The organism is Plastoroseomonas hellenica, from assembly GCF_018129085.1.
Classification (GTDB): domain Bacteria; phylum Pseudomonadota; class Alphaproteobacteria; order Acetobacterales; family Acetobacteraceae; genus Plastoroseomonas; species Plastoroseomonas hellenica.
The window spans coordinates 135,495-160,614 of sequence record NZ_JAAGBB010000013.1; the positions used below are offsets into that span (position 1 = coordinate 135,495).

Genomic DNA, 25,120 nt, shown 5'->3' on the forward strand with positions numbered 1-25,120 from the left:
ATGCGACCGCTGCTTGCCGGCCTGCTCGGCCTCGCCCTCGCTGCGGCGCCTGCGGCCGCGCAGACGCTCCGCATCGGCATCGCCTCCGACCCGGACGTGCTCGACCCGACCCTGTCGCGCAGCGTCGCCGCGCGGCAGGTCTTCATGGCGATGTGCGACAAGCTGATCGAGGTGAATGAGCGCGGCGAGCTGGTGCCGCAGCTCGCCACCGGCTGGGCCTGGGAAGAAGAAGGGCGGGCGCTGCTGCTCACCCTGCGGCCGGACGTGCGCTTCCAGGATGGCGCAGCGCTCGATGCCGAAGCGGCGGTCGCCGGGCTGAACCGGCACTTCTCGACGCCGGGCTCCACCCGGCGCGGCGAGATGGGTCCGGTGACGGCGATCGAGGCGGCGGGCCCGATGCAGCTCCGCATCCGCCTGAGCCAGCCCTTCGCGCCGCTGCTGGCCGCCCTGTCCGACCGCGCCGGCATGCTGGTTTCGCCGCGGCAGGCAACCGTGCTGGGGGCCGACTTCCAGCGTGAGCCCGCCTGCGCCGGTCCCTTCCGGCTGACCCGGCGCGTCGCCCAGGACCGCATCGAGCTGGAGCGCTTCGACGGCTACTGGGACCGCGCCGCCATCCATGCCGAGCGCGTCATCTACCGCCCGATCACCGATACCACCGTGCGCGCCGCCAATCTTCGCGCCGGCTCGCTCGACGTGATCGAGCGGGCGAACACCTCGGATGTCGAGACATTGCGGCAGGACCGCCGGGTGCGGCTACTGGAAGGGCCCTCGCTCGCCGCGGTCTATATCGCTGTCAACGTCGCGAACGGGGCGCGGGCGAACACGCCGCTCGGCCGCGATCCGCGGGTGCGCGCGGCACTGGAGGCGGCGATCGACCGGGAGGTGCTGAACCGCGTCGCCTTCGATGGGCTCTACCGCCCCGGCAACCAGTCGACGCCGCCCGGCCATCCGCACCACATCGGCGGCATCCCGGTACCCGGACGCGACCTGGCGCGGGCCCGCGCCCTGCTGCGGGAGGCGGGGCTGGAGCGTGTGCGGATCCGCTTCTCCGTTCCCAACACCACCGAATATGTCCAGGCCGCCGAGGTGATCCAGGCGATGGCGGCAGAGGCGGGGATCGATCTCGACCTCCAGGTGATCGAAGTGGCGACCCTGCTGCGGCAATGGACCGCAGGCGACTTCGAGGCGCTGATCATCGCCTGGTCCGGACGCACCGATATCGACGGCAATCTCTGGGGTTTCAACGCCTGCGGCGAATCCCTGAACGGCGGACGCTATTGCAGCGAAGCCGCCGATGCGGCGCTGCGCGAGGGCCGCACCAGCGTCGATCCAACGGCGCGGCTCGCGGCCTACGCCCGGGCGATGCAGGTGCTGCTGGAGGACCGGCCCTATATCTACCTCTGGCATCCCCAGTCCTTCTTCGGCACCGCCGCCGCCGTGGAGGGGCTGCGCCTGGTGCCGGACGGCCTGATCCGGGTGCAGGGCTTGCGGCTGCGCCGTTAGAGCGTGATGACTTGAGGCGGAATCGCCGAAAAGTCTGAATCACGCGATCAAACAATGTGCTGGAGCATGGTGCGTGAGCGTATGCGAACGCATCATGCTCTAGAGCGTGATGACGTGAGGCGGAATCGCCGAAAAGCCTGAATCACGCGATCAGACAACGGGTTCTGGAGGCGAGCCCGCTCACCGGTTCCACGGGCGACGCTGCCAGAGCGCCTTTACCTGCTCATCCGTGCTTGCGGCCATGGCCCTGTAGGCTGTGCCCACCGCCGGACGCAGCGGCAGCCCGACGCGCTCCGCTTCGCGCAGGAACTCCGGATCCGCCAGCGCTGCGGTGAAGGCGCGCTCCAGCGCGGTGCGGATCGGCTCGGGGAGGCCCGGCGGGCCGACGATGCCGCGCGCCGAGCCCCCCACCAGGTCGAAGCCTTGCTCGCGAAAGGTCGGCACGTCGGGGGTCGCCTGCCAGCGCTGCTCCGCCGCCTGGCCCAGCGAGCGGAGCTGGCCTTCGCGCAGGCCGGCGTAGATCTCCGCCATATTGGCGACGCCGAGCGGCAGGTGGCCGCCCAGGATCTGCGTCATCAGCGGCGCGGCGCCGGCGAAGGGCACATGCGTCATCTCCGGGATACCGGCGATCGCCTCGAAGTTCAGCATGAGGATGTGATCGTCGGAGCCGATCCCGGTGGTGCCGTAGCTGAGCTCGCCCGGCCGCGCCTTGGCCGCTGCGACGAGGTCGGCGAGCGTTCGCAGCGGCGAATTCGCCGCGACGTAAATGGTGTTGGGGTCGTCCACTACATTGGCGAGGAAGCTGAAGTCCAGCGGCCGGTAGCGCACGCTGCGCTCCAGGGGAAAGGTGCTGATGGCGGGCAACGTCACCGCGCACAGCGTGTAGCCGTCCGGTGCAGCGTTGAATCCATATTCGAACCCCACCTGGCCGCCGGCACCGCCGCGGTTGCTCACCACCGATCGTGCGTTCCGGCCCAGATGCTTCATGACATGGGGCATGACCAGCCGTGCCATGGTGTCCACGCCACCGCCCGGCGGATAGGGCACGATCATGTCGATGGGCCGCTCGCCGGGCCAGCCCGCCTGGGCGCGGGCGAAGGAGGGCGCGGCAAGCACCGCGGCGCCTGCCAGGATGTGACGGCGTGAGAGCATGGAACGTGTTTCCTCGGATCAGATCGTTGGGCGGGAGATTGCCTTGCCTCCGCACACCGGTCAAAGAACGCGCCGAATAAGGAGGATACGGATGTCGCAGCAACATGCCGTCGTGGTGGGTCTCGGTCTGATGGGCTGCGATATCGCAGCCATTTTCCTGGCCGGTGGCTGGCGTGTCAGCGCGATCGAGACTGATCCCGCTGCCTGGTCATTGCGTGAGGCGCGGGTGCGATCCTCGCTGGAGCAGCTCGATGCCGATCCCGGGCAGGTCGGCGCGCTGCATATCCCGGGTGCGCTCGAGGAGGTCGTCTTCACGGATGCGGCGGTGGTGATCGAAGCCGTGCCGGAGCGGCTTGACCTGAAGCGCGAAATCTTCGCCATGCTCGATCGGCTCGTGCCGGCCGGAGTGCCGGTGGCGACCAATGCCTCGGGCCTGCGCATCACCGATATCGCGCGGGAGCTGCCGAGCCGCGCACGCATGGCGAATCTGCACTTCTTCCTGCCGGCGCACCTGGTGCCGGGTGTCGAGGTGGTGCGCGGCGAATACACGGATCCCGCCATCTGCGATCGGCTTGCGGAGATCATGACCTCCCTCGGCCGCAAGCCGATCCGCGTTGGGCGCGATGTGCCGGGCTTCCTCGCCAACCGGATCCAGCACGCGCTGATGCGCGAAGCCTTTGCCGCGATCGACGAGGGGCTTGCGACTGCGGAGGATGTCGATGCCGCGGTGCGCTACGCCTTCGGCTTCCGCTATGTCGCGGCGGGGCCGATGCTGCAGAAGGAACTGGCCGGGCTGGAGACCCAGCTCGCGGCGGCGCGCAGCATCTATCCCTCGCTGCACAATGGCACCGAGCCGAGTGCGACCCTGCAGGCACTGGTGGCGGACGGCCGGCTCGGCGCCAAGAGTGGGCGTGGCTTCCGCGATTGGCCGGCCGAGGCGGTGGCGCGGGAGAAGGCGCGCTACGAACGCACGCTCAAGGCGGCGACGCGACTGTTGCGCGATGAGGAGGGCTGAGAGGCTTCAGCTCTGCCGCTTGCGGGGTGGCGGCGATGCCGGCGCAGCCGTCGCGCCTTCCTCCATGCGGCGCAGCAGCGCGACCAGGCCGGCGCCGCCCTCGACCGTATCGGCGATGACGGCTGCGCGCGTCGCCGCCGCATCCCGCGCGCGCAGCCCGTCGAGAATGTCGAGGTGCCGGTGCCGCCCGGGATAGGTCGGTCGCGCATGCGGGTAGAGGTGGTTCAGCATCGGCCCGTTGCGCAGCCAGATCCCCTCGATCACCCCCAGCAGCTCCGGCATCGCCGCCGCCCGATAGAGGCCGTGGTGGAAGCGCCAATTGGCGCCGATTGCGACTGGCGCATCCCCCGCCGTCTCGGCCCGCACCAGCTCGGCATGGGCGCGCTCCAGCGCGCGGATGCCGGCTTCGGTGATGCGCGTCGCGGCGGCGGCGGCTGCCATGCTTTCCAGCGCCATGCGCACCTCGCGCAGCTCCAGATATTGCGCCAGCGTCAGCCCGGCGACGGTGATGGCGCGCGCCTGCTCCATTCGCAGCGCGCGTTCCCGCACCAGTTGCATCACCGCTTCCCGCACCGGCGTTTCCGAGACGCTGAGCGACTGCGCCAGGTCGCGGATCTTCAGGCGCTGCCCAGGCCGCATCCGGCCTTCCATCAGCGCGTTGCGCAGCTCGGCATAGACGCGGCCGGTGAAGTTCTCGCGTCCGATCGGGGTGAGGAAGCCGAAGCTGCCGCCGTCCCCCGGGGCGGAGCGGGAGGGGCCGCGGGCGGGACGGGGCCTTCTGGGCGGGTGATCCATGCGCACCATGACTATTTGATATATCGACGGGCCGCACACCTCGGACCAGACTGCGGCCAACGCCCGCTTCATATGGGAACGCTCCGCATGCCGCCAGCATTCAGCGCCGAGACCCTCCGCGCCGCGGTCCCGCCGGTGTCGGGCGAGCGGCACCTGCCGGGGCTCGGCGCGTCGGTCACGGTGCTGCGGGACCGCTGGGGCATCCCCCATATCCGGGCGGAGGGATCGTCCATCGACGCCTTCCGAGCCCAGGGCTTCGTGCATGCCCAGGACCGGCTGTTCCAGATGGAGCTCAACCGCCGCCGCGCCTTGGGCCGCGCCGCCGAATGGCTCGGTCCGGCGGCGGCGGAGGGGGATGTCCTGGCCCGGCGCCTAGGCGTCGAAGCAGCCAGCCGGCGGGATTGCGCGGCCCTCGGGCGCGACGCGCGCGCGATGGTCGACGCTTATGTCGCCGGGGTGAACGCCTTCATCGCGTCCGGCGCGCCCGATCCCGTGGAATACGGGCTGCTCGGCGCCGAGCCGGAGCCCTGGGAGGGTTGGCACTGCATCGCCGTCATGCGCCGCCTCGGGCTGCTGATGGGCTCGGTCTGGTTCAAGCTCTGGCGCGCCGCGGCGCTGCCGCTGGTGGGCGCCGAGAACGCCGCCAAGCTGCGCTACGACGACGGCGGGCGGGACCTGCTGCTGGTGCCGCCGGGCGTGGAGGCGGAGCGTTGGACGGCGATGCTCGCCGACCTCGCGCCGGGCATGGACGCACTGCTCGGCGCCGCGGATGGCGATGCGACCGGCGGCGGCAGCAACAACTGGGCGGTGGCGCCGGCGCGGAGCGCGACAGGGCGCCCGGTCCTGGCCGGCGACCCGCACCGTGTCTTCGAGATCCCGAACATGTATGCGCAGGGCCATCTCGCCTGCGATGCCTTCGACGTGATCGGGCTGACCGTGCCCGGCGTGCCGGGTTTTCCGCACTTCGCGCATAACGGGCGCGTCGCCTGGTGCGTGACGCATGCCTTCGTCGACATCCACGACCTCTTCGTCGAGCGCCTGGACGCGACCGGCACGCGCTGCGCCTTCCGCGACGAGTGGCGCCCGGTGCGGCGGCGCGAGGAGGAGGTCGCCATCCGCGGCGAGGCGCCGCGCCGTGTCGAGGTGCTGGAGACCGATCACGGCCCCATCATCGCGCAGGGCGAGGGCGGCATCGCGCTTGCGCTGCGCTCCGTGCAATTCGCCGAGACCGATCTCTCCTTCGACTGCCTGCCGCGCATGCTGCGCGCGGAGAGCGTCGCGGCGCTGTTCGAGGCGACGCGTGGCTGGGGATTGATCGACCACAACCTGGTCGCGGGCGACACCAGTGGCAGCATCGGCCACCTCGTGCGTGCCCGCGTCCCGCGCCGGCCACGCAGTAATGGCTGGCTGCCGGTGCCCGGCTGGACCGGTGCGCATGAGTGGCAGGGCTGGATCCCGCATGAGGAGATGCCCTGCGTCATCGACCCGCCGGAAGGCCTGATCGTCACCGCCAACAACCGGGTCGCGGCGGATGGCGGCCCGGACTACCTCTGCACGGATTGCCACCCGCCCTACCGCGCGCGCCGCATCCTCGATCGGCTGCGGTCGGAACCGGAGGCGCGCAGCGTCGACGGCGCCGCGGCGCTGCATGGCGACACCCTCTCCGCCAATGCCCTGTTGTTCCAGGAGCGTCTCGCCGCATTGCCGGAGCCGGCCGATGCCGCGGCGGCATCCCTGCGGGCGCGCCTGCTCGCATGGGATGGGCGCATGCAGGCCGTCAGCGAGGCAGCCACGGCCTATGTTGCCTTCCGCCGCGCCCTGACGGCGCTGCTCGCGGAGCGCAGCGGGCTCGGGGAGCTGGCGGGGCACCCCTTCCTCACCGTGGCGCCCGGCGTGGTGCCGCAGAACCAGCTCTGGTGGGCGCTGCCCACGCTGCTCCGCGCCGATGACACGACGCTGCTGGGCGGCCTTCCCTGGGCGGAGGCGATGCAGGAAGCGCTGTCGCGCGCCGCCCAGCAGGACACGGCGCGCGCCTGGGGGGAAGCCCACAGGCCTCGCTTCGTGCATCCGCTCTCCGCATCTTTGCCCGATGCGGCGCCCTTGCTCGATCCTGTTGGGCGGGCCATCGGCGGCGACACGGATACGGTGCTGGCCAATGGCCTGCTCTCAGCCTCCGGCCCGGCCGCGACCTATGGCGCGCTCGCGCGCTATGTCTTCGATATCGGGAACTGGGAGAATTCCCGCTGGGTCGTGTTCCACGGCGCTTCCGGTCATCCCGGCAGCGCGCATTACGCGGACCAGCACCCGGATTGGGCGGAGGCGCGGATGGTGCCGATGACCTACGCCTGGGACATTCTGGCCGGCGCGGCAGAGGCACAGCAGATCCTGCGGCCCTGACGCGCCGGAAAGCGCTGGCGGATCAGCGGGCCAGCCAGTCGGCCGTGCGCGTCGTGTGCCGGCCTTCGGCGAATTCCTCGATCATCTTGGCGCAGAAGGCCGGCAGGTCATCCGGGTTCCGGCTGGTGACCAGGCCATTATCCACCACGACCTCCTGGTCCACGACCTCGGCGCCGGCGTTGCGGAGATCGGTGCGGATACTGGCATAGCTGGTCATGCGCCGGCCTTCGGCGACGCCCGCATCGATCAGGACCCAGGGGGCGTGGCAGATGGCGGCGACCGGCTTGCCGGTGTCGAAGAAGGCGCGGACGAAGCGCAGCGCGTCCTTGTTGGTGCGCAGGCTGTCGGGATTATGCGCGCCGCCGGGCAGCACCAGCCCGTCATAGGATGCCGCATCGGCCGACTGCACGGGGCGATCGACCTTGACGGTATCGCCCTTGTCGAAGTGGCGGAAGCCGGTGATCTGCCCCGTCTTCGGCGCCACGATCTCCACCTTCGCGCCGGCCTTCCGCAGCGCCTTCACCGGCTCGGTCAGTTCCACCTGCTCGAAACCGTCGGTCGCCAGAACCGCGATCGTCTTGCCGCTCAATTGCTCGGCCATGCGTGTGCTCCCTCGCTGCCAGGTGATGAGGGAAAACGCTTGGCCGGAGCGGTGGTTCCGACACCCCGGCGTGAGCCGGTCCGCATCCGGCGGCTCAGGCCGTCGGCATGCGAATTGCGGTGTCGAGGAAGCGGTTGGTGAAGGCCTGGCTGGCCTCCATCGGCCGCACATCCTCGAAATAGGTGCGCAGCAATTCGTAATCAGCGGCGACGCGCTCCGGCTTGAAGGCGCCGAGCGCCACGCTGGTCGTCGTGGGATCGCGCATCAGCTCCAGGATGCGCTTCCATTGATCGCGCTGATTGGCCTCGTCGAGGCCGGAGACCGCGGCCATCAGCGCCCTGAGGCCGGGCGTGATATCGGCGACGCAGGCGGCGAAGGCGCGCTGCGAGACGCGCACGAAACTCTCAACCATCTGCGGCTTCGCCGCCAGCACGTCGTCATTGACGATGACGGAATTGCCGTAGGGGTTGAGGTCGATGTCGCGCCAGGCGACGAAGCCGAGATCCTCGCCGAACTCGCGCAGCTTCAGGTCGTGCTCATTGTAGAAGTCGCTGGTGATGTCTATGGCGCGGCTGCGCAACGCCTGGATCTTGGCCTGCGGGCTGATGTTGACGAAGCGCACCGTCGCCGGGTCGATGCCGACCTTGCGAGCGAAGGCCGGCCACATCACGCGGGAAGCATCGCCCGGCGGATTGCCGATCGAGCGTCCCGGAAAGTCCCGCGGGCCGGTGATGCCGCTGCTCTTCAGCCAATAGAAGCCCTGCGGCGAATTGGCGTAGACCACCATGACCGCGGTGACTTTCGCGCCGCGGCTGCGCGCCAGCATCGCGGTCGCCATGTCGGCGATGCCGAGCTGCGCGCCGCCGGCCGCGACACGCTGCGCGGAAGCGCCCGAGCCGCGCCCGGTCTCGATGGTCAGGTCGATGCCGGCGGCTTCGTACCAGCCCTGGGCCTTGGCGTAATAATACGCCGCATGATCCGCCGTCGGTGTCCAGTTCAGCACCAGGCTGACGCGTTCGCGCGTCTGGGCGCGGGCGGATGCCGCGAACGCGGCGCCCGCGAGCCCGCCCAGGAGCGTGCGGCGCGTCGCCGACATGCCCGTGATTGTCATACCCGGTCTCCTCTCCCGCTCGACGACCGCCATGCGTGCGATTTCCGTGCTGGTGCCCTGCTCTGCGGCCGCTGCCATGCGCACGGCATCCTATCCAACCATTTGGTTGGTTGATAGAGTGAATCATGGCGTCCGAATCCAGCCCCTCGTCCCCGGTTCCCGAACGCGTCCGCGGGCAGCGCGATCCCGAAGCGACGCAGCGCGCACTCCTCGCCGCTGCGGTCGCCGAATTCGCCGAGAAGGGCCTGGCCGGCGCCCGGGTGGATGAGATCGCGCGGCGCGCCAGCGTCAACAAGCAGCTCGTCTACCATCACTTCGGCAGCAAGGAGGAGCTGTACCGGGTCGCCCTGGAGCAGGTCTATGCCGGCATCCGCGCCCAGGAACAGGCGCTGCAACTTGGCGATCTGCCACCGCTGATGGCGATGGAGCGGCTGATCGGCTTCTCCTTCGACTACCTGGTGGAGCATCCGGAATTCGTGGCGCTGCTGAATGACGAGAACCGCCAGGGCGCACCCCATGTCCGTGGCTCGGGCCGGCTGCAGGAGATGCAGTCGCCGCTGATCGCACTGCTCGGCCAGACGCTGGAGCGGGGCGGGCAGGACGGCGTGTTCCGCACCGACATGGATCCGGTCGACGTCTATATCTCGATCGCGGCACTTTCCTATTTCTACTTCTCCAACAACCGCACCCTGTCGGCGATCTTCGGGCGCGAACTCAGCTCCGCCCGCGCCGTCTCCGCACGGCGACGGCATGTGATCGCCTTCGCGCTGGCGGCGCTGCGACCCTGAGCAGAATCAGTCAACTGGTTGGTTGACATATGTGATGGCAACTCCCTAAGCTCGAAACCGACGGAACGAGGTGCGGGATGGAGAGCGTCGCGGAGGATGCCGCCCTGGCGGGCCAGGCTGCCGCGGCCCAGCGCCGCGCCGAGCTGCGGCAGACCCTGCTGCACTGGCTCGCGGTCTTCGGCGTGCACGCGGCACTGGTGCTGGTCTGGCAGCTCGGGGTCCGCGCCGCAGCCTTGCCGGCGGTCGTGCTGCCGGCGCCCACCGACATCATCGCGACCCTGGCCCGCCCCAACTACGACTGGGCCGGCAACACCTGGGTCACCGCCATCGAGATCCTGGGCGGCTATCTGCTGTCGCTCGTGGCCGGCGTCGGGCTGGCGCTGCTCTTCTCCTGGTCGCGGCTGCTGACGCTCGCGCTCTTCCCGCTGCTGGTCACCCTGAACATGATCCCCAAGGTGGCACTCGGCCCGCTGGTGATCGTCTGGTTCAGCTACGGCATCGGCACCAACATGCTGATCACCTTCAGCCTCTGCTTCTTCCCGATCCTGCTGACCACGCTGCGCGGCCTGCGCGAGGTCGAGCCGGACCTGCTCGACCTGGTGCGGTCCCTGAAAGGCTCCCGCTGGGCGATGTTCCGCACCATCCAACTGCCGGGTTCGCTGCCCTACATCTTCTCCGGCATGAAAGTCGCCGCCATCCTCGCCGTCGCCGGCGCTGTGGTCGGCGAATTCATCGCCTCCGATCGCGGCCTCGCTTACCTGATGATCCAGGTGCAGGCCTCGCTCGACACGGCAGCCATGTTCATGGCGGTGTTGCTGCTCACCCTCCTCGGCATCGCGCTCTATCTCGCCGTGCTGCTGCTGGAGCGGATCTTCGTTCCCAGAGATGCAAGGAAGTAGCCGATGACCGGCTCCACCGACTGGCTCGATGCTGCTGCCCTCCCCGAGCGCTTCGCCGATGCGGAGGCGCTGGACCAGTTCCTGGCCCGGCCGAGCCGCGCTTTGGTCGAGGATCTGGCGGCGCTGGATGGCGACATCCTGGTGCTCGGTGTCGGCGGCAAGATGGGGCCGACGCTGGCGCGCCTCGCGCGCAACGCCGCACCGGGCAAGCGGGTCTTCGGCGTGGCCCGCTTCAGCGAGCCCGGCCTGAAGGAGACGCTCACGCGCCATGGCGTCGAGACCATCGCCTGCGACCTCCTGGACCGCGACGCGATCGCTGCGCTGCCGCAGGCTGCCAATGTCATCCTAATGGCCGGCCGCAAGTTCGGCGCGCAAGGTGACCAGCCATTGACCTGGGCGATGAACGTCCATGTCCCTGCCTTGGTCGCGGAGGCGTTCCGGGCGTCGCGGATCGTCACCTTCTCGACCGGCTGCGTCTATCCCTTCGTGCCGGTCTCCGGCCAGGGCTCGACCGAGGACAGCCCGCTGACGCCGCCCGGCGAATACGCGAATTCCTGCATCGGGCGGGAGCGGATGATGAGCCATTTCTCCGCCCGGCACGGCACGCCCGGGCGCCTGTTCCGGCTGAACTACGCGATCGACCTGCGCTACGGCGTGCTGTTCGACATCGCCCGCGCGGTGCGCGACGGCGACCCCGTCGACGTCACCATGGGCCATGTCAACGTCATCTGGCAGGGCGATGCCAATGCCCAGGCGCTGCGCTGCCTGCGCCAGGCGACGGTGCCGGCATCGCCGCTCAACGTCACCGGGCCGGAGACCATCTCGGTCCGCTGGCTGGCGCAGGTCTTCGGCCAGCGCCTGGGCCGTGCCCCCGTGCTGACGGGGGAGGAGGCGCCGACCGCCTGGTTGAACAACGCGACCCAGGCGGCCGGCCTCTTTGGCTATCCCGTGGTGCCGCTGGCGCGGATGATCGACTGGGTGGCGGATTGGGTGGCGCGCGCCCAGCCGAGCTACGGCAAGCCTACGCATTTCGAGGTGCGGGATGGCGCTTACTGACGTCCTCACGCCACATCGCCTGGACGCGGCGGCGCTGCCCGCCGCACTCGCCCTGTCGGCCGAGGCCGGCTGGAACCAGGTGACGGAGGATTGGCGCATCTTCCTCGACCACGGCGCCATGCATGGCGTTTCGGATGCCGGCCGCCTGCTCGGCACCGCAGCGATCCTGCCCTATAGCGGCTTCGGCTGGGTCAGCATGGTGCTGGTGACCGCGGCCGCGCGTGGACGGGGCGCCGGCACCCTGCTGCTGCGCCACGCCATCGCGGCGCTGACGGCGACGGACCAGGTGCCGGCGCTGGACGCGACGCCGGCCGGGGAGCGCATCTACCACCCGCTTGGCTTCCGGCCGGTCCTTTCTCTGATGCGCTGGCGCGGCGAAGCCGCCGGCGCGATATCATCGGCGGAGGATCTCCGGCCGGTCGGCGCGGATGATCTCCCGACCATCACGGCGCTCGACGCGGCTGCCTTCGGCGCTGCCCGCAGCGAGATTCTGACCAGCCTGTGGCGGCGCGCACCCGCACCGGCGGTGATGCTGGCCGGCGGCGACGGCTTCGTGCTGGCGCGGCCCGGGCGTCAAGCCATGCAGATCGGCCCGCTGGTCGCACCGGATGAGGTCACGGCACGGCGTCTGTTGGCCGCGGCACTCGCTCGCGTCTCCGGACCGGTGCTGGTCGATCTGCCGACGCGGTGGGAAGGCCTGGCGCGTCTGCTGCAGGACAACGGCTTCCGGCAGGAACGGCCCTTCCTGCGCATGGCGCTGGAACGGCGGGAGGCATTCGGCGATCCTGATCGCCTCTTCGCCGTGGCGGGGCCGGAACTCGGTTGACGAGAGGAGACGAAGGCTCGATGGGACTGCACCGCTCTGCCATTCCGGACGCCGTCCGCACGCTGCTGGCGGCCGGCACCGCCATCCCCGCCCATCCCCTGGCGCTCGACGCGGAGCGCCGGCTGGATCGTCGCCGCCAGCGCGCGCTCACCCGCTACTACCTCGATGCCGGCGCTGGCGGGCTCGCCGTCGGCGTGCACACCACCCAGTTCGCGATCCGCGATGTCGGCCTCCATGAGCCCGTGTTGGCCGCCGCCATGGAGGATGCGCGCGCCTGGACCGACCGGCCGCTGGTGATGATCGCCGGCGTCTGCGGCAACACCGATCAGGCGGTGCGGGAGGCGCGGCTGGCCGTCTCGCTCGGCTACCATGCGGGCCTGCTGAGCCTCGCCGCGATGCGCGGCGCTCCACAGGCCGAGATCATCGCCCATTGCCGGCGGGTCGCGGAGGAGATCCCGCTGGTCGGTTTCTACCTGCAGCCGGCGGTCGGCGGCATGGAGCTGGACGCGGCGTTCTGGGCCGAATTCTGCGGCATCGACAATGTCGTCGCGATCAAGGCCGCGCCCTTCAACCGCTATCGCACGCTGGACGTGGTGCGCGGCCTGGTGGCGGCCCGCGCCGAGCAGCGCATCGCGCTCTACACCGGCAATGATGACCATATCGTGCTGGACCTGCTGACGCCCTTCGCCGCCATGCGCGATGGCGCGCCGGTGACGGTGCGCTTCCGCGGCGGCTTGCTCGGGCACTGGTCGGTCTGGACCCGGCAAGCGGCGCGGCTGCTGGCCCGGTTGCAGGCGGCAGCCGATGGCGGCGCGGTGCCGGCCGAGCTTCTCGCTCTTGATGCCCGCGTCACCGATTGCAACGCCGCCTTCTTCGACGTGGCGCACGACTTCCATGGCTGCATCGCCGGCTGCCACGAAGTGCTGCGGCGCCAGGGCCTGCTCGAGGGCATCTGGTGCCTCGACCCCAAGGAAGGGCTGAGCCCGGGTCAGGCTGAGGCCATCGACCGGGTCTGCCGCGAGCATGCCGATCTCTCCGACGATGCCTTCGTTGCCGCCCACCGGGACCGTTGGCTGTCATGAGCGCTGCCTTGCAAATCCCGGAGCCGCTGATCCGCCTGCGCGACGTCAGCAAGGTCTATCGCAGCGGCGGGCAGCGCTTCATCGCGGTCTCCAACGTCACGATGGAGGTGCGGGAAGGCGACATGGTGGCCCTCGTCGGCCCCTCCGGCTGCGGCAAGACCACGGTGCTGAAGATCCTGGCCGGGCTGCATGACGCGGATGGCGGGGAGGTCCGGATCGGCAGCGCCGGCAGTGCCTTCACGCCCGGCCGTGATGTCGGCATGGTCTTCCAGCAGGCACTGCTGCTGAAATGGCGCACCGTCCTGCGCAATGTCATGTTGCCGGCCGAGATCCTCGGCCTGCCGAGGCGCGCGGCGGAAGCGCGGGCACGGGACCTGCTCGCCATGGTCGGGCTGAAGGGCTTCGAGGACAAATACCCCTATGAGCTCTCCGGCGGCATGCAGCAGCGCGCCGCCATCGCCCGCGCCCTGCTGCACGACCCCAAGCTGATCCTGATGGATGAGCCCTTCGGCGCGCTCGACGCCTTGACGCGGGAACGCATGAACCTGGAGATGCGGCGCATCTGGCGGGAGAGCGGCAAGACCATCCTCTTCGTCACCCATTCCATCCAGGAAGCGGTCTTCCTTGGTGGCCGCTGCGCCGTGCTGACCGCCGGCCCGGCCCGTATGGCGGATGTCTTCGACATCGACCTGCCGGCCGATCGCGGCCTCGACATCAAGACGACGGAGGCCTTCGGGCAGTATGTTCGCAGGATCTACGCCTTGCTGGGCTTAGGCTGACGGACGGAGCCAGGGAGCAGGCGGATGGATTTCGGCGCCTTCGACATCTTCCGCATCGGCATCGGACCATCGAGCTCCCACACCGTCGGGCCGATGCGCGCCGCCGCGGGCTTCGCGCGGGGGCTCGCCGAGAAGAATATGCTGGGCAGCGTCGCGCGCGTGCTGGCGGAGGTCTTCGGCTCCCTGGCCCTGACCGGGCGCGGCCATGCGACGGATATCGCCATCCTGCTTGGCCTCTCGGGTGAGACGCCGGAGCATCTGGACCCCGACGCGGCGCCGGGGATGGTCGCGCGCATCCGGGCGGAAGGGCGGCTGCCGCTGGCGGGCCGCCACCTGCTGCGCTTCACGGAAGCCGAGGACCTGCTGATGCATCGCGGGGAGGTGCTGCCCGGCCACACCAACGGCATGCGCTTCACGGGCTTCGATGCCGCCGGCGCGGTGCTGGACAGCCTGGTCTGCTACTCGATCGGCGGCGGCTTCGTCGCGACGGCGCAGGAATTGGCGCAGCCGGTGCCGCCCGCTGCGGCGGCACTGCCTTACGCCTTCGGCTCCGGGCAGGAGATGCTGGCCATGGCCGCCGAAAGCGGCCTCGGCATCGCGGCCATGATGCGGGAGAATGAGCAGGCGCGGGGCCGCGCCACGCAGGAGGTCGATGCCGGGCTGCGCCGCATCCGCGATGCCATGCGCGACTGCATCGAGCGCGGCATGCGGGGCGAGGGCCAGCTTCCCGGACGCATGCATCTGCGTCGCCGCGCCGCCGCCCTGCATCGGGACCTGCTGGTCCGGCCCCGCGAATCCGATCCGATGATCGCCTCCGACTGGGTCAGCCTGTTCGCGATCGCGGTGAATGAGGAGAATGCGGCGGGCGGCCGCGTGGTGACCGCGCCGACCAATGGTGCCGCCGGCATCGTCCCCGCGGTGATGCATTACTATGAACGCTTCGTCACCGGTGCGACCGAGCAGGGGGTCTTCGACCTGCTGCTGACCGCGGCCGCGATCGGCGTCCTCTACAAGCGCAACGCCTCGATCTCCGGCGCCGAGGTCGGCTGCCAGGGCGAGGTCGGCGTCGCCTGTTCCATGGCGGCGGCCGGGCTCGCCGCGGCCATGGGTGGTACGCCGGCGCAGGTGGAGAATGCTGCCGAGATCGGCATGGAGCATAATCTCGGCCTGACCTGCGACCCCGTGGGCGGCCTGGTGCAGATCCCCTGCATCGAGCGCAATGCCCTCGGTGCCAACAAGGCGATCATCGCCGCGCGCCTGGCGCTGCGCGGCGACGGCGCGCACCATGTCTCGCTCGACGACGTCATCCGCACCATGCGGCAGACCGGCATCGACATGCAGTCGAAATATAAGGAGACCTCGCTCGGCGGCCTCGCGGTGAACGTCACCGAATGCTGAGAACCTGAGCGGGGCCTATCCCTCCTGACGCTCGCGCCGCGGCAGCCGTGCCAGCACGCTCGCCAGCGCCGATTGCGAATGCACGCCGACCTTGCCGAATACGGCCTGGAGATGCGTGCGTGCCGTCGAATGGGCGACGCCCTCGCATCGGGATGCCACGCGGAGCGGCAAGCCCTGCGCGATATGCGCGGCGATCCGCGCTTCCGCATCCGTCAGGCCGAACAACGCGCGGAGCAGTGCCGCGTCGACACTGGGGGAGGGATCGCGCAGGATCAACAGGGCTGCCGGACGCGGCAGGCCGGCCTCTGCGAAGGGCAGGCCCGTGGCTGTGCCGATCGTCGCGATGCAGGGGATGCCGCCTTCGGCTGTGCCGATCGCGATCCGCACCTTCTGGCGCTGCAGGCCAGGGCTGAGCACGGCGCTGCGAATGGCGGCGCTGAGCCTGGCCTGATCGACCGGGCGCGCCGCGTGCAGCCGGCCATCGCGCAGACGCAGCCATTCACCGTGACGGAGGAGCATCTCGGCATCGCGATTGGCAAACATGACCCGGGCATCGGCATTGGTGAGCAGCGCCGAATCCTCGATGGCCTCCAGCATGATGCGCCAGCCCTGATGGAGCGCGCCCGCGACGTCCTGCGCGGAAGCATGGCCCCGCATGTCATTGCTGAGCGGCCGCACGGCGGCTCGCCCAGCGAACCAACCGCCGGCGTCGAAGCCTTTCTCGATCGGGACAGGATGGCGTGGAGCGACGCCGGGTGGGCGAAGGGCGCCAATAGGCATGATCACACCTGTGGATGCGCGACGCGTGTCGCGGTTATGGGGTGTGCTTCACGCCTTGCTGGTTATCGCTTGCGAAGCCGGGACGATCCTGCCCGATGCCACCGCAGCCTGTCCACAGACACGCGCTGGCGGGCGGATGCACCGGAGCACGCAGGATCTCGCGGATGTCGCCCGCGGAGGGAAATCACCGGTTTTCACCGTGTTGGTAGGGATGCCACCACCCCCGGCGCGTCGAAGCCGTGCCGGGCAAGCACCGCCTGGCCGGCGGGCGAGAGGATGAACAGCGCGAGGCGCGCGGCCTCCGGACGGTCGGAGAGCAGGATCAGCCCGCAATCGGCGGCGACCGAGAGCGACGCGGGTATCGCGACCTGCTGCAGGGCGGGATCGGCCGCGCGGGCCAACGCTGTACTGGTGCAATAAGTGAGGAAGAGCTCGGCGGCACCGCGCTCGAACTGCCAAGCATAAGGATCGCGGCCGGCCGGCGGGCGGGCGCTGTCGGCGCCGCTGGTTAAGGTGAGCGCCTTCGCCTCCAGCGCGGCGCGGGCGCCCGGGGAGGGCGAAGGCATAGTCACCGGCCGGATCGGCGCGTGGCGTGGAGGTGCCGAGCCGCACCGAGAGATCGAGCATCCGCTCGAGCAGCGTCTCCGTCGTCACGGCCATGCCCGGCCGGGCGATGGCGCAGAGGCGGTTGCGCGCGAAGAGAACGGTCGGGCGCTCCCGCTCGCGACCCAGGTTTCCGGGTGTTCCATTTTGGCGCTGGCGAAGACATCGAAGGCTTCGCCGGCGGCGATGCGCTGGCGCAGCAGCCCCGACGGCCCATAGGTCTCGCTGACCGGGGCGCAGCCGGCCGCCCCGGTACCCTGCTCACGATATCGGGCGCAACCATGGACCCGGGGCCGGGGCATGGCAGCATGGGATCGGAAAAATTTTGGGGAGGGTGTCGGAATCGGCGCCTGCCCGATCGTCCTCAGAGCAGTCCATAGAGAAGGAGGCTCCCATGCCCTATGTCGATGGCTTCATTGTTGCGGTGCAGAAGGACAAGATCGAGGCCTACAAGGCGCTGGCCCGGACCGCGGGCGAGGTCTGGAAGGACCATGGCGCGCTCGCCTATGTGGAGTGCATCGGCGACGACGTGCCTTATGGCAAGCTCACCTCCTTCCCGCGCGCCGTGCAGGCCAGCGAGGATGAGACCGTCATCTTCTCCTGGATCGTCTACGAGTCCCGGCAGGAGCGTGACCGGATCGTCGCGAAGGTCATGGCCGATCCCCGGCTGAAGCACAATCCCGCCGAGATGCCGTTCGACGGCAAGCGCATGATCTATGGCGGCTTCGAGACCTTCCTGCAGCTCTGACCGCGCCCGCGGGCTGCCGCCGGCGACACCCACCCCACCGAAAAGATCCATCACCGACTGTCGGGCCGGGATGCGCCCGATCGTCCTTCGACCAAGGCCATCGAGAGGAATCCGTCATGAGCAAGCTGATCTTCATCAATCTGCCCGTCAGCGACCTGCCGCGTGCGACCGCCTTTTACGAAGCGGTGGGCGCGACCAAGAACGAGCAGTTCTGCGACGGGACGGCATCCTGCATGGTCTTCTCCGAGACCATCCACGCGATGCTGCTGACCCATGACAAGTTCCGCCAGTTCACGCCCAAGGCGATCGCCGATGCGAAGACCAACAGCGAGGTGCTGATCTGCATCTCCGCCGACAGCCGCGAGGCGGTGGATGCGATGGTCGACAAGGCCTGGACTGCGGGCGGCAAGGTCGATCCCTGCCCGAAGCAGGATTACGGCTTCATGTATGGCCGCAGCTTCGAGGATCCGGACGGCCACATCTGGGAGGTTATGTGGATGGACGTCGCGGCGGCGCAGACGGCAATGGCCAAGGCCTGAGAGGCCGTTTGAAAGCAGCGGGGACCGCTATGGCCCGCCTGGATGGGTGACCGCCGGGGCGGCGCCTGCGGCCGCCGCGAAAACTTTGTTGCCAGAGCCGCGTTGTCTCTTTGCTGGAAAGGAGACACTGGCCATGAAGAGGAACTGGATCGGTGCCGTCGGCCTTGCTCTGGTCCTGGCGGCGTGTGGCACGAATGAACGGGACAGGGTGCAGGGCGGTGCAGCCGCCGGCGCCGCGACGGGCGCCGGCGTCGGTGCCTTCGGTGGTCCGGTCGGCGCCGCTGTCGGTGCTGTGGTGGGCGGCGGCGCCGGTGCCGTCACTGGTGCGACCACGTCGCCGCAGGACGTCAATCTGGGTCGCCCAGTGTGGCGGAACCCCGAGGTTCGCACGCCGCTGGACGAGAATAGGACGACGACCCGCCGCTAGAGCGCGATGGGGTCGAGGCGGAATCGCCGGGAAAGACCTGTATCACGGGTTCCAAGGCGATTTCCGCTGCGCTCGCCGGCCGCGATGCCGGATCAGCGCGCGACCCAGCCGCCATCGACCGAGATCTGCGTCCCGGTCACCGTGGCGGCTCCGTCGGAGCAGAGGTAGAGCACGGCCGCCGCGATATGGGCGGGCGTCGAGAAGCGCAGCATCGGCTGCTTCTCGGCCAGCAGCGCGTGCGATTCCTGCTCCTCCGTGGTGCCGTTCGCGCGGGCGCGGTCGGCGATCTGCTTCTCGACCAGCGGGGTCAGCACCCAGCCCGGGCAGACGGCATTCACGGTGACGCCGGCATTGGCATTCTCGAGCCCCGCCACCTTGGTGAGGCCGATGATGCCGTGTTTCGCCGCGACATAGGCGGATTTCTGGGCCGAGCCGACCAGCCCATGCGCGGAGGCGATGTTGACCACGCGGCCCCAGCCCTTCGCCTTCATGCCCGGCAGCGCCGCGTGCATCCCGTAGAAGGCGCCCGAGAGGTTGATGGCGATGATCTGGTTCCACTTCTCGATCGGGAAGTCCTCGATGTCGGCGGTGAACTGGATGCCGGCATTGTTCACGAGGATGTCGAGGCTGCCGAGCTCCTCCTGCGCGCGAGCGACCATCGCCGCGCAGTCCTCCGGCTTGCTGACATCCGCCGGCACGGCGATGGCCCGGATGCCGTAGCGGCTTTCCGTCTCGCGCCGGAGCGCCTCGATCTCAGCGGGATCGCCGAAGCCGTTGAAGACGATATCCGCGCCGGCTTCGGCCAGCGCCTGCGCGATGCCGAGGCCGATCCCGGAGGTGGATCCGGTGACCAGCGCGACCTTGCCCCTGAGGCTCATGCGGATTTCTCCTCTGCCGGCGGTCATGGCGACGCCACGGCATCATGGCTGATGCCAATGGCCGCGAGGGCGCGCAATCGTGGATGGACGCATCTGCGTGGCAAGTTGATGAATTCGCATCCGGCGGTCAGCCCAGGTAGTCGTGCAGCACCCGGCCGAAGGGCAGCGTCAGGTCGGCGATATAATGCGTGCCGCTGACCACCTCGCGCACGGGCAGATCGGCGACCGGTGCATTGGCGTGCGGCACCAGATGCAACCGCGCCGGGCTGGTCCAGGCGCCCTTCAGCGTGATCTCGGTGAGCTCGTAGCCGACCAACTGACAGATGGCAGGATTGCCGTCGACATGCGGGATCAGCTTCAGGTTGATCTGCTGCCGCGTCATCGCCGCCAGCACCGCACCCATGTCGGTGACCTGGTTGTGCTTGTAGGCCATGGTGCCGGTGGCGACGCGCTCGCCCGCATAATCCAGCGTGCCGATCACGGTGTCGGTCTTCAGCACGAATTTCGGATGCGCGTATTTCTTCGGGAAGCCCCAGATCTCGCGGCCGGCGGCGATCGGCGCTTCGTCATTGAGGTACATCTGCGCCGTGAAGCTGCAGATGCGGCCCTGAAAGCGGCAGGGGATGACGACACCGGTCTCGGTGTAGTCGCCGAAGCCGGAGCTGTCGGGCATGCGGATCCATTCATAGTGCACCACCGGATCCTCGAGCGGCTCCAGCGGCTCGGGCAGGGCGGCGCGGATCGCCGCGGCATCGGTCAGGTAGGAGATGATGAAGTACTCGCGGTCCACGAAGCGATACGGGCCGCGCGGGAAGCTTGGGCTTGCGAGCGGCATCGAAGGCGCACGCAGGATCTCGTCGGGCGTCATCGTCCGGTTGTCCGTTCATTGGAGTGCGGGAGGAGGAGGCGCTTGGGCGCCGGGCTGTCGCCTGGCGCTTTGAAGCAGGTCCCACCCGGCCGCGATCGCTCGAACCGGTGAAAGATGCACCTGCGGGGGCGGCCGCGTGCGGCCGCCCCCGGGGCCGTCACATGACCTGGCGCAGCAGGAAATAGAGGCTGCCCGCCAGCGCGATCGCCGCCGGCAGGGTCAGCACCCAGGCCATCAGCATGCTGCGCACCGTGGACCACTGCAGCCCGGCACCACTCGCCGCCATGGTGCCGGCGACGCCGGAGGAGAGCACATGCGTGGTCGAGACTGGAAGATGATAGACATCGGCCGCACCGATGGTCGCCGCCGCGACGAGCTCCGCCACCGCACCCTGTGCGTAGGTCATGTGCGTCTTGCCGATCTTCTCGCCGACCGTCACCACGATGCGCTTCCAGCCCACCATGGTGCCGAGGCCGAGCGCGAGCGCCACCGTCACCTTGACCCAGAGCGGGATGAACTTGGTGCTGTCGTCGAGGGTCGAGCGATAGGCGGAGAGCGTCGTCGCCTCCGGTGCCGCGAAGCGGGCGCCGTGGGTCGGCATCAGGCGGATCGCGTCGGAGACCAGGTACATGTCGTTGCGCATGTTGCCGGTGGCGGCGGCGGGGATGCGGCGGATGGCGCCGTATTCCTGCACCTGGCGGCCGATGTCGTGGGTCAGCACCGCGAGGGCAGCGAAGGTTTGCCCACTGTCGAAGCTGCGCTCGCGGACCGCATTGCCGACGATGGTGCGAGCGTCGGCGACCGGGACCTGCGCACCCTGGGCGCGGGTTTCGAAGATGGTGGCGGCCCGGGTCGTCGCCTCCATGAAGGCGGGCGTCGCGCTTTCCGGCATGGCGCGGTTCAGCGCATAGGCGGTCGGCACCGCGCCGATGAGGATGAGCATGATGAGGCCCATCCCCTTCTGCCCGTCGTTCGAGCCATGCGCGAAGGAGACGCCGGTGCAGGTGAAGATCAGCAGGCCGCGAATCCAGAGCGGCGGCGCGCCGTCGGCGGCTGGTGCCTCGTAGAGAGCGCGGTTGCGGATCAGCGCGCGCATCGCGACCAGCAGCAGTGCGGCGCAGCCGAAGCCGACCAGCGGGCTGAGCAGCAGCGCCTGGAAGGTGCTGGTCGCTTGCGACCAGTCGACGCCGGAGGTCGCGCTGCCGGCCGGCGCCATGAGCTGGTTGGCGATGCCGACGCCCATGATGGAACCGATCAGCGTGTGCGAAGAGGAGGCCGGCAGGCCCAGCGCCCAGGTGCCGAGATTCCAGATGATGGCCGCGATCAGCAGCGCGAAGATCATCGCGAAGCCGGCGCCGCTGCCGACCTGCAGGATCAGCTCCACTGGCAGCAGGTTGATGATGCCGAAGGCGACGCCGCCGGCCGAGGTGAGCACGCCGAGGAAGTTGAAGAAGCCCGACCACATCACGGCGACCGTGGGCGGCAGGCTGTGGGTGTAGATGACGGTCGCGACCGCATTCGCGGTGTCGTGGAAGCCGTTCACGAACTCGAAGCCGAGGGCGATCAGCAGCGCAATGCCGAGCAGGACGAAGGCGCCGATCGCGAGCGGCTCGGCCCCCGCATCGCTCATGTCGCCGGTCAGGCTGCGAACGGCATAGGCGATGCCGCCGAGCAGGATGGCGAGGAAGATGAGCGCGGCGGCGAAATGCGGCTTCTGGTCGAGCTCGGGGCGCCGGACCTCAGGGGGATGGTCCATGGGCCTCGTGGCCAAGGCGGCGTCGGACATCGGCGGGGGCTCCTGGGGCAGGGGTGCCTTCCACCTATCGCGCGCTGATCCGCCTCCGGATGACGGTTGCAAGACCGTCTGGTGAAGAGGAAATCCAATGATTACAACGCGGTAAGTTCTAGTTTAGCTGGCCGTTAGTCGATCCGGATTCCGGCTGCCCGGACCAGGGCGGCATGGCGTGCCAGCTCCGCCGAGAGCAGGGCCGCCAGGCGCTCCGGCGGCCCGCCCAGGATGTCGAGGCCGGCGGCTTCGAGCCGCGTCCGCGCCTCGGCATCGGTGAGCACCGCGTTGATGGCGGCGTTGGCGGCGCCGATCACCGTGGCCGGCGTACCCTTCGGCGCCAGCAACCCGAACCAGGTGCCGAAGACGAGGTCCGGCATGCCGAGCTCGGCGCTGGTCGGGACGTCGGGCAGGGTGCGGCTGCGGGTCTCGGACAGCACAGCGATGGCGCGGACCTCGCCTGCGCGCACCTGCCCGGCGGTGCCGGTCATCAGGTTGAACATCGCCTGCAGGCGGCCGGCGATCAGGTCGGTCATCGCAGCCGCCGGCGCCGCATAGGGGACATGCACCATCTCGGTTCGCGTCTCCTGGCGGTAGAGCTCGCCCGCCAGATGCATGGAGCTGCCGTTGCCGGAGGAGCCGTAGTTGATCCGGCCCGGATTGGCGCGGGCGTAGGCGGTGAACTCGGCGAGTGTCCGGGCCGGCAGGTCGCGGTTCACCACCAGGATGTTCGGCACATTGCCGATCAGGACCACCGGGTCGAAGTCGCGCACGGGGTCGAAGGGCAGGTCGCGGTAGAGCGCCGGGTTGGTGGCCAGCGTGCCGGCCCAGGACCAGAGGAAGGTATAGCCGTCCGGCGCGCTACGGGCCGCGGCCTGGGCGCCGATATTGCCGTTGGCGCCGCCGCGGTTGTCCACCAGGAAGCGCTGCGGCAGGCGCTTCTCCAACTCCTGCGCGACGATCCGGGCCAGGGTATCGGCGGTGCCGCCGCCGCCTGGCGCCGGCAGGATGATGCGCACCGGGCGGCTGGGCCAATCGGCGGTCTGCGCATAAGCCGCCCATGGACCGTATGGCAGGCCGGCGGCGGGGAGGGAGGCCAGCAGGGCGCGGCGGCTGACGGTCATCGGCGGTCCTCGGAGGGGCCTCGGCGGGCCAGCCATTCTTGCCGCGCGGGGCTGGCTTGCAAGCGCCTTGTCGGATAACGTAATTGCAAATGACTCGCAGTTACGCTTCAAGCCTTCTGCACGCCGTGTCCAAGAGGTGGCCAAGCCATGATCCGTGCGCTTCCCCCCCTGCCTTGCGCGTCCTCCGCGCTGCGGGGAGTGGCTTGGCCTCCTCCCGGGTTGGCATCGCGGGCCGCGCACTGATAGGGCGACAGGCCGGTGGCGGCGGGCAGACCGCCCCGGTGGGGGGAATATCCGGTGCATCGCGGTGCCATGCGGAGACATGGGTCCGCTCGCCTTGGGCTCGCCGGCCGGCGAGCCGCGTTCGTGGCCCTGGCGTGATCCTTCGCATCGCGCCCAGAAGCAGGAAGTAGAGTAATCATGACCCCGCACGGACCCGACCTGTCGCTGACCGCGCTGATCCTCGCCGCCGATCCGGTGGTGAAAAGCGTGATGGCGCTGCTGGTACTGGCCTCGATCGCCTGCTGGGGCGTGATGATCGAGAAGTTCATCACCCTTGGCCGCCTGGCGCGCGAGGCGCGCGCGATCAAGGAGATCGAGCAGCCGCAGGGCGACGGCCTCGCCGCGGAAGTGCTGCGCGCTGGCGGCACCGAATGGCGCGAGGGCCGCGACGACGAGGAGAGCGGCGGCGAATTCCGCGACCGGATCGAGCGTGCGATGCGCAGCGTCTTCGCCGCGCGCATGCGCCTCGCGGAGCATGGGCTGCCGATCCTCGCGACCACCGGTTCGGTCGCGCCCTTCGTCGGCCTGTTCGGCACCGTCTGGGGCATCATGAACAGCTTCTCCGGCATCGCGCAGCGCCAGGACACCAGCCTGGCGACCGTCGCCCCGGGCATCGCGGAAGCGCTGTTCGCGACCGCGATCGGCCTGGCGGCGGCGATCCCGGCGGTGATGGCCTATAACCGCTGCGCCATTCGCCTCGGCCGGATCCGTGCGGAAGGCTTTTCGGCGATCGGCACCATCGCGCAGCGCCTGGCGCGCCGGCCGCGCGTGGCGCGTCCCGCCGCGGTGCGCGGCGCGGCGGCGGAGTAATCGCCATGGCCATGGGCTCAATGCCCGGCGGCGGCGATGACGAGGAGGCGAGCCCCGTCTCCGAGATCAACGTCACCCCGCTGGTCGACGTCATGCTGGTGCTGCTGGTGATCTTCATGGTCGCGGCGCCGATGCTCACGACCGGTGTCGCGGTGAACCTGCCGCGCACCACGGCTGCACCGATCTCGCCCCCGAAGCCGCCGCTGGAGCTGTCGATCGACGCGCAGGGCGGCATCTTCATCGCCCGTGACGCGGTGGAGGAAGCGGCGCTGCCGGAACGCCTCGCCGCCGTGCATGCGGAGGATCCGGAACGTGCGGTGCATCTGCGCGCCGACCGGGCGCTCGAATACGGGACCGTGCTGCGGGTGATGGCGCTGGTGACGCGCGCCGGCATCACGCGCGTCGCGCTGGTCTCGACCCCCGGCGCGCCGCCGCCGGCCGCCGGAAGCCCGGCACCCGCAGCCCCGGCCGCCGCGGCTCCCTCGGCGCCGGCAGCACCGACACCTGCGCCCAGCGCTGCGCCCTGACCATGCGACGTCTTGGATGGTTGGCCTATGGCGCTTCCGCGCTGGTGCACGGCGCGGCCATCGCCATGCTGCTGCGCGCGGTGGATCAGCCGCCCGTCGAGGAGCTGACCCAGATCGAGCTGGCGATGGCCGAGCCGGCACCGGAGCCAGAGCCGGTCGAGCCTGTCCCGGAGCCGGAGCCGATGCAGGAACCGGCCCCGCCGCCGCCGGAGCCGATCCAGCCGATCGCGGAGCCGGAGCCGATGCAGGAACCGCCGCCGCCCGAGCCCGAGCCGCCGCCACCGGAGCCGCCCCCGCCCGAGCCGCCTCCGCCGGAGCCCCCGCCGCCGGAGCCGGAACCGCCGCC

At 69.8% G+C, this 25,120-nt stretch carries 25 protein-coding genes and 1 pseudogene; 16 read left to right on the forward strand and 10 right to left on the reverse strand.

All coding sequences use genetic code 11. The annotated features are described in order from the left end of the window. On the forward strand, positions 1 to 1,503 hold the full coding sequence (locus tag GXW71_RS12835) for an ABC transporter substrate-binding protein (protein WP_211852910.1): 1,503 nt from the start codon (positions 1 to 3) through the stop codon (positions 1,501 to 1,503). Positions 1,504 to 1,683: 180 nt separating this feature from the next. Here GXW71_RS12835 and GXW71_RS12840 read toward each other — a convergent pair whose 3' ends face one another. Next, positions 1,684 to 2,655, reverse strand: coding sequence for a Bug family tripartite tricarboxylate transporter substrate binding protein (locus tag GXW71_RS12840; RefSeq protein WP_211852911.1), 972 nt, complete (start codon positions 2,653 to 2,655; stop codon positions 1,684 to 1,686). 91 nt (positions 2,656 to 2,746) lie between these two features. On the opposite strand from GXW71_RS12840, the gene GXW71_RS12845 reads away from it, so the two are divergent. Next, the gene (locus GXW71_RS12845) at positions 2,747 to 3,670 is read left to right on the forward strand and encodes a 3-hydroxyacyl-CoA dehydrogenase family protein (protein WP_211852912.1); all 924 of its coding nucleotides are present in this window, start codon (positions 2,747 to 2,749) and stop codon (positions 3,668 to 3,670) included. 6 nt (positions 3,671 to 3,676) lie between these two features. Here GXW71_RS12845 and GXW71_RS12850 read toward each other — a convergent pair whose 3' ends face one another. After that, entirely contained in the window at positions 3,677 to 4,474 is a 798-nt protein-coding gene (locus GXW71_RS12850) for a GntR family transcriptional regulator (RefSeq protein ID WP_211852913.1), read from the reverse strand. 78 nt (positions 4,475 to 4,552) lie between these two features. Here GXW71_RS12850 and GXW71_RS12855 point away from each other — a divergent pair, with 78 nt between their 5' ends. Beyond that, complete coding sequence (locus GXW71_RS12855) at positions 4,553 to 6,862, forward strand: penicillin acylase family protein (RefSeq protein ID WP_211852914.1); 2,310 nt, start codon at positions 4,553 to 4,555, stop codon at positions 6,860 to 6,862. Between the two features lie 22 nt (positions 6,863 to 6,884). Here the strand turns inward: GXW71_RS12855 and GXW71_RS12860 are convergent, their stop codons facing one another. Next, entirely contained in the window at positions 6,885 to 7,463 is a 579-nt protein-coding gene (locus tag GXW71_RS12860) for a type 1 glutamine amidotransferase domain-containing protein (protein WP_211852915.1), read from the reverse strand. Between the two features lie 94 nt (positions 7,464 to 7,557). After that, complete coding sequence (locus tag GXW71_RS12865; protein WP_211852916.1) at positions 7,558 to 8,574, reverse strand: ABC transporter substrate-binding protein; 1,017 nt, start codon at positions 8,572 to 8,574, stop codon at positions 7,558 to 7,560. A 125-nt stretch (positions 8,575 to 8,699) separates the two neighbouring features. Between GXW71_RS12865 and GXW71_RS12870 the strand changes: the two genes are divergently transcribed. From GXW71_RS12870 to GXW71_RS12900, 7 genes are all read left to right on the forward strand, one after another. Beyond that, positions 8,700 to 9,362 (forward strand): TetR/AcrR family transcriptional regulator, encoded by a 663-nt coding sequence (locus tag GXW71_RS12870; protein ID WP_211852917.1) that lies wholly within the window; start codon positions 8,700 to 8,702, stop codon positions 9,360 to 9,362. A 77-nt stretch (positions 9,363 to 9,439) separates the two neighbouring features. Next, positions 9,440 to 10,261, forward strand: a complete 822-nt coding sequence (locus tag GXW71_RS12875) for an ABC transporter permease (RefSeq protein WP_211852918.1) — start codon at positions 9,440 to 9,442, stop codon at positions 10,259 to 10,261. Positions 10,262 to 10,264: 3 nt separating this feature from the next. Further along, complete coding sequence (locus tag GXW71_RS12880; RefSeq protein WP_211852919.1) at positions 10,265 to 11,317, forward strand: NAD-dependent epimerase/dehydratase family protein; 1,053 nt, start codon at positions 10,265 to 10,267, stop codon at positions 11,315 to 11,317. Continuing rightward, positions 11,304 to 12,143, forward strand: coding sequence for a GNAT family N-acetyltransferase (locus GXW71_RS12885; RefSeq protein WP_211852920.1), 840 nt, complete (start codon positions 11,304 to 11,306; stop codon positions 12,141 to 12,143). Before GXW71_RS12880 ends, GXW71_RS12885 begins: the two co-directional genes overlap by 14 nt. A gap of 20 nt (positions 12,144 to 12,163) precedes the next feature. Next, complete coding sequence (locus tag GXW71_RS12890; RefSeq protein ID WP_211852921.1) at positions 12,164 to 13,225, forward strand: dihydrodipicolinate synthase family protein; 1,062 nt, start codon at positions 12,164 to 12,166, stop codon at positions 13,223 to 13,225. Beyond that, a complete protein-coding gene (locus GXW71_RS12895; RefSeq protein WP_211852922.1) occupies positions 13,222 to 14,004 on the forward strand; it encodes an ABC transporter ATP-binding protein in 783 nt (260 codons plus the stop codon). Before GXW71_RS12890 ends, GXW71_RS12895 begins: the two co-directional genes overlap by 4 nt. Before the next feature lie 24 nt (positions 14,005 to 14,028). Then, positions 14,029 to 15,402, forward strand: a complete 1,374-nt coding sequence (locus GXW71_RS12900) for an L-serine ammonia-lyase (protein WP_211852923.1) — start codon at positions 14,029 to 14,031, stop codon at positions 15,400 to 15,402. 15 nt (positions 15,403 to 15,417) lie between these two features. Here the strand turns inward: GXW71_RS12900 and GXW71_RS12905 are convergent, their stop codons facing one another. After that, positions 15,418 to 16,080: a helix-turn-helix transcriptional regulator gene (locus GXW71_RS12905; protein WP_211852924.1), complete on the reverse strand. Its 663-nt coding sequence runs from the start codon at positions 16,078 to 16,080 to the stop codon at positions 15,418 to 15,420. A gap of 296 nt (positions 16,081 to 16,376) precedes the next feature. Beyond that, positions 16,377 to 17,087, reverse strand: a pseudogene (locus GXW71_RS34765) (substrate-binding domain-containing protein). Positions 17,088 to 17,179: 92 nt separating this feature from the next. Here GXW71_RS34765 and GXW71_RS12920 point away from each other — a divergent pair. From GXW71_RS12920 to GXW71_RS12930, 3 genes are all read left to right on the forward strand, one after another. Next, positions 17,180 to 17,533 (forward strand): DUF1428 domain-containing protein, encoded by a 354-nt coding sequence (locus GXW71_RS12920; RefSeq protein ID WP_211852927.1) that lies wholly within the window; start codon positions 17,180 to 17,182, stop codon positions 17,531 to 17,533. A 116-nt stretch (positions 17,534 to 17,649) separates the two neighbouring features. Continuing rightward, on the forward strand, positions 17,650 to 18,072 hold the full coding sequence (locus GXW71_RS12925; protein WP_211852928.1) for a VOC family protein: 423 nt from the start codon (positions 17,650 to 17,652) through the stop codon (positions 18,070 to 18,072). 133 nt (positions 18,073 to 18,205) lie between these two features. After that, positions 18,206 to 18,499 (forward strand): hypothetical protein, encoded by a 294-nt coding sequence (locus tag GXW71_RS12930; RefSeq protein WP_211852929.1) that lies wholly within the window; start codon positions 18,206 to 18,208, stop codon positions 18,497 to 18,499. A 92-nt stretch (positions 18,500 to 18,591) separates the two neighbouring features. Here GXW71_RS12930 and GXW71_RS12935 read toward each other — a convergent pair whose 3' ends face one another. The 4 genes from GXW71_RS12935 to GXW71_RS12950 form a co-directional block, all read right to left on the reverse strand. Beyond that, positions 18,592 to 19,377: a 3-hydroxybutyrate dehydrogenase gene (locus GXW71_RS12935; RefSeq protein WP_211852930.1), complete on the reverse strand. Its 786-nt coding sequence runs from the start codon at positions 19,375 to 19,377 to the stop codon at positions 18,592 to 18,594. A 127-nt stretch (positions 19,378 to 19,504) separates the two neighbouring features. Beyond that, positions 19,505 to 20,245: an acetoacetate decarboxylase gene (locus GXW71_RS12940; protein WP_211852931.1), complete on the reverse strand. Its 741-nt coding sequence runs from the start codon at positions 20,243 to 20,245 to the stop codon at positions 19,505 to 19,507. Positions 20,246 to 20,402: 157 nt separating this feature from the next. Continuing rightward, positions 20,403 to 22,031: an inorganic phosphate transporter gene (locus GXW71_RS12945; RefSeq protein WP_246526525.1), complete on the reverse strand. Its 1,629-nt coding sequence runs from the start codon at positions 22,029 to 22,031 to the stop codon at positions 20,403 to 20,405. Positions 22,032 to 22,165: 134 nt separating this feature from the next. After that, complete coding sequence (locus GXW71_RS12950; RefSeq protein ID WP_211852932.1) at positions 22,166 to 23,155, reverse strand: Bug family tripartite tricarboxylate transporter substrate binding protein; 990 nt, start codon at positions 23,153 to 23,155, stop codon at positions 22,166 to 22,168. A 420-nt stretch (positions 23,156 to 23,575) separates the two neighbouring features. On the opposite strand from GXW71_RS12950, the gene GXW71_RS12955 reads away from it, so the two are divergent. The 3 genes from GXW71_RS12955 to GXW71_RS12965 all read left to right on the forward strand — a co-directional run. Then, on the forward strand, positions 23,576 to 24,247 hold the full coding sequence (locus GXW71_RS12955; protein WP_211852933.1) for a MotA/TolQ/ExbB proton channel family protein: 672 nt from the start codon (positions 23,576 to 23,578) through the stop codon (positions 24,245 to 24,247). 5 nt (positions 24,248 to 24,252) lie between these two features. Continuing rightward, positions 24,253 to 24,774, forward strand: coding sequence for a biopolymer transporter ExbD (locus GXW71_RS12960; protein ID WP_211852934.1), 522 nt, complete (start codon positions 24,253 to 24,255; stop codon positions 24,772 to 24,774). Between the two features lie 2 nt (positions 24,775 to 24,776). Continuing rightward, positions 24,777 to 25,120: hypothetical protein (locus GXW71_RS12965; protein WP_211852935.1), on the forward strand; the 344-nt coding region annotated here is incomplete at its 3' end.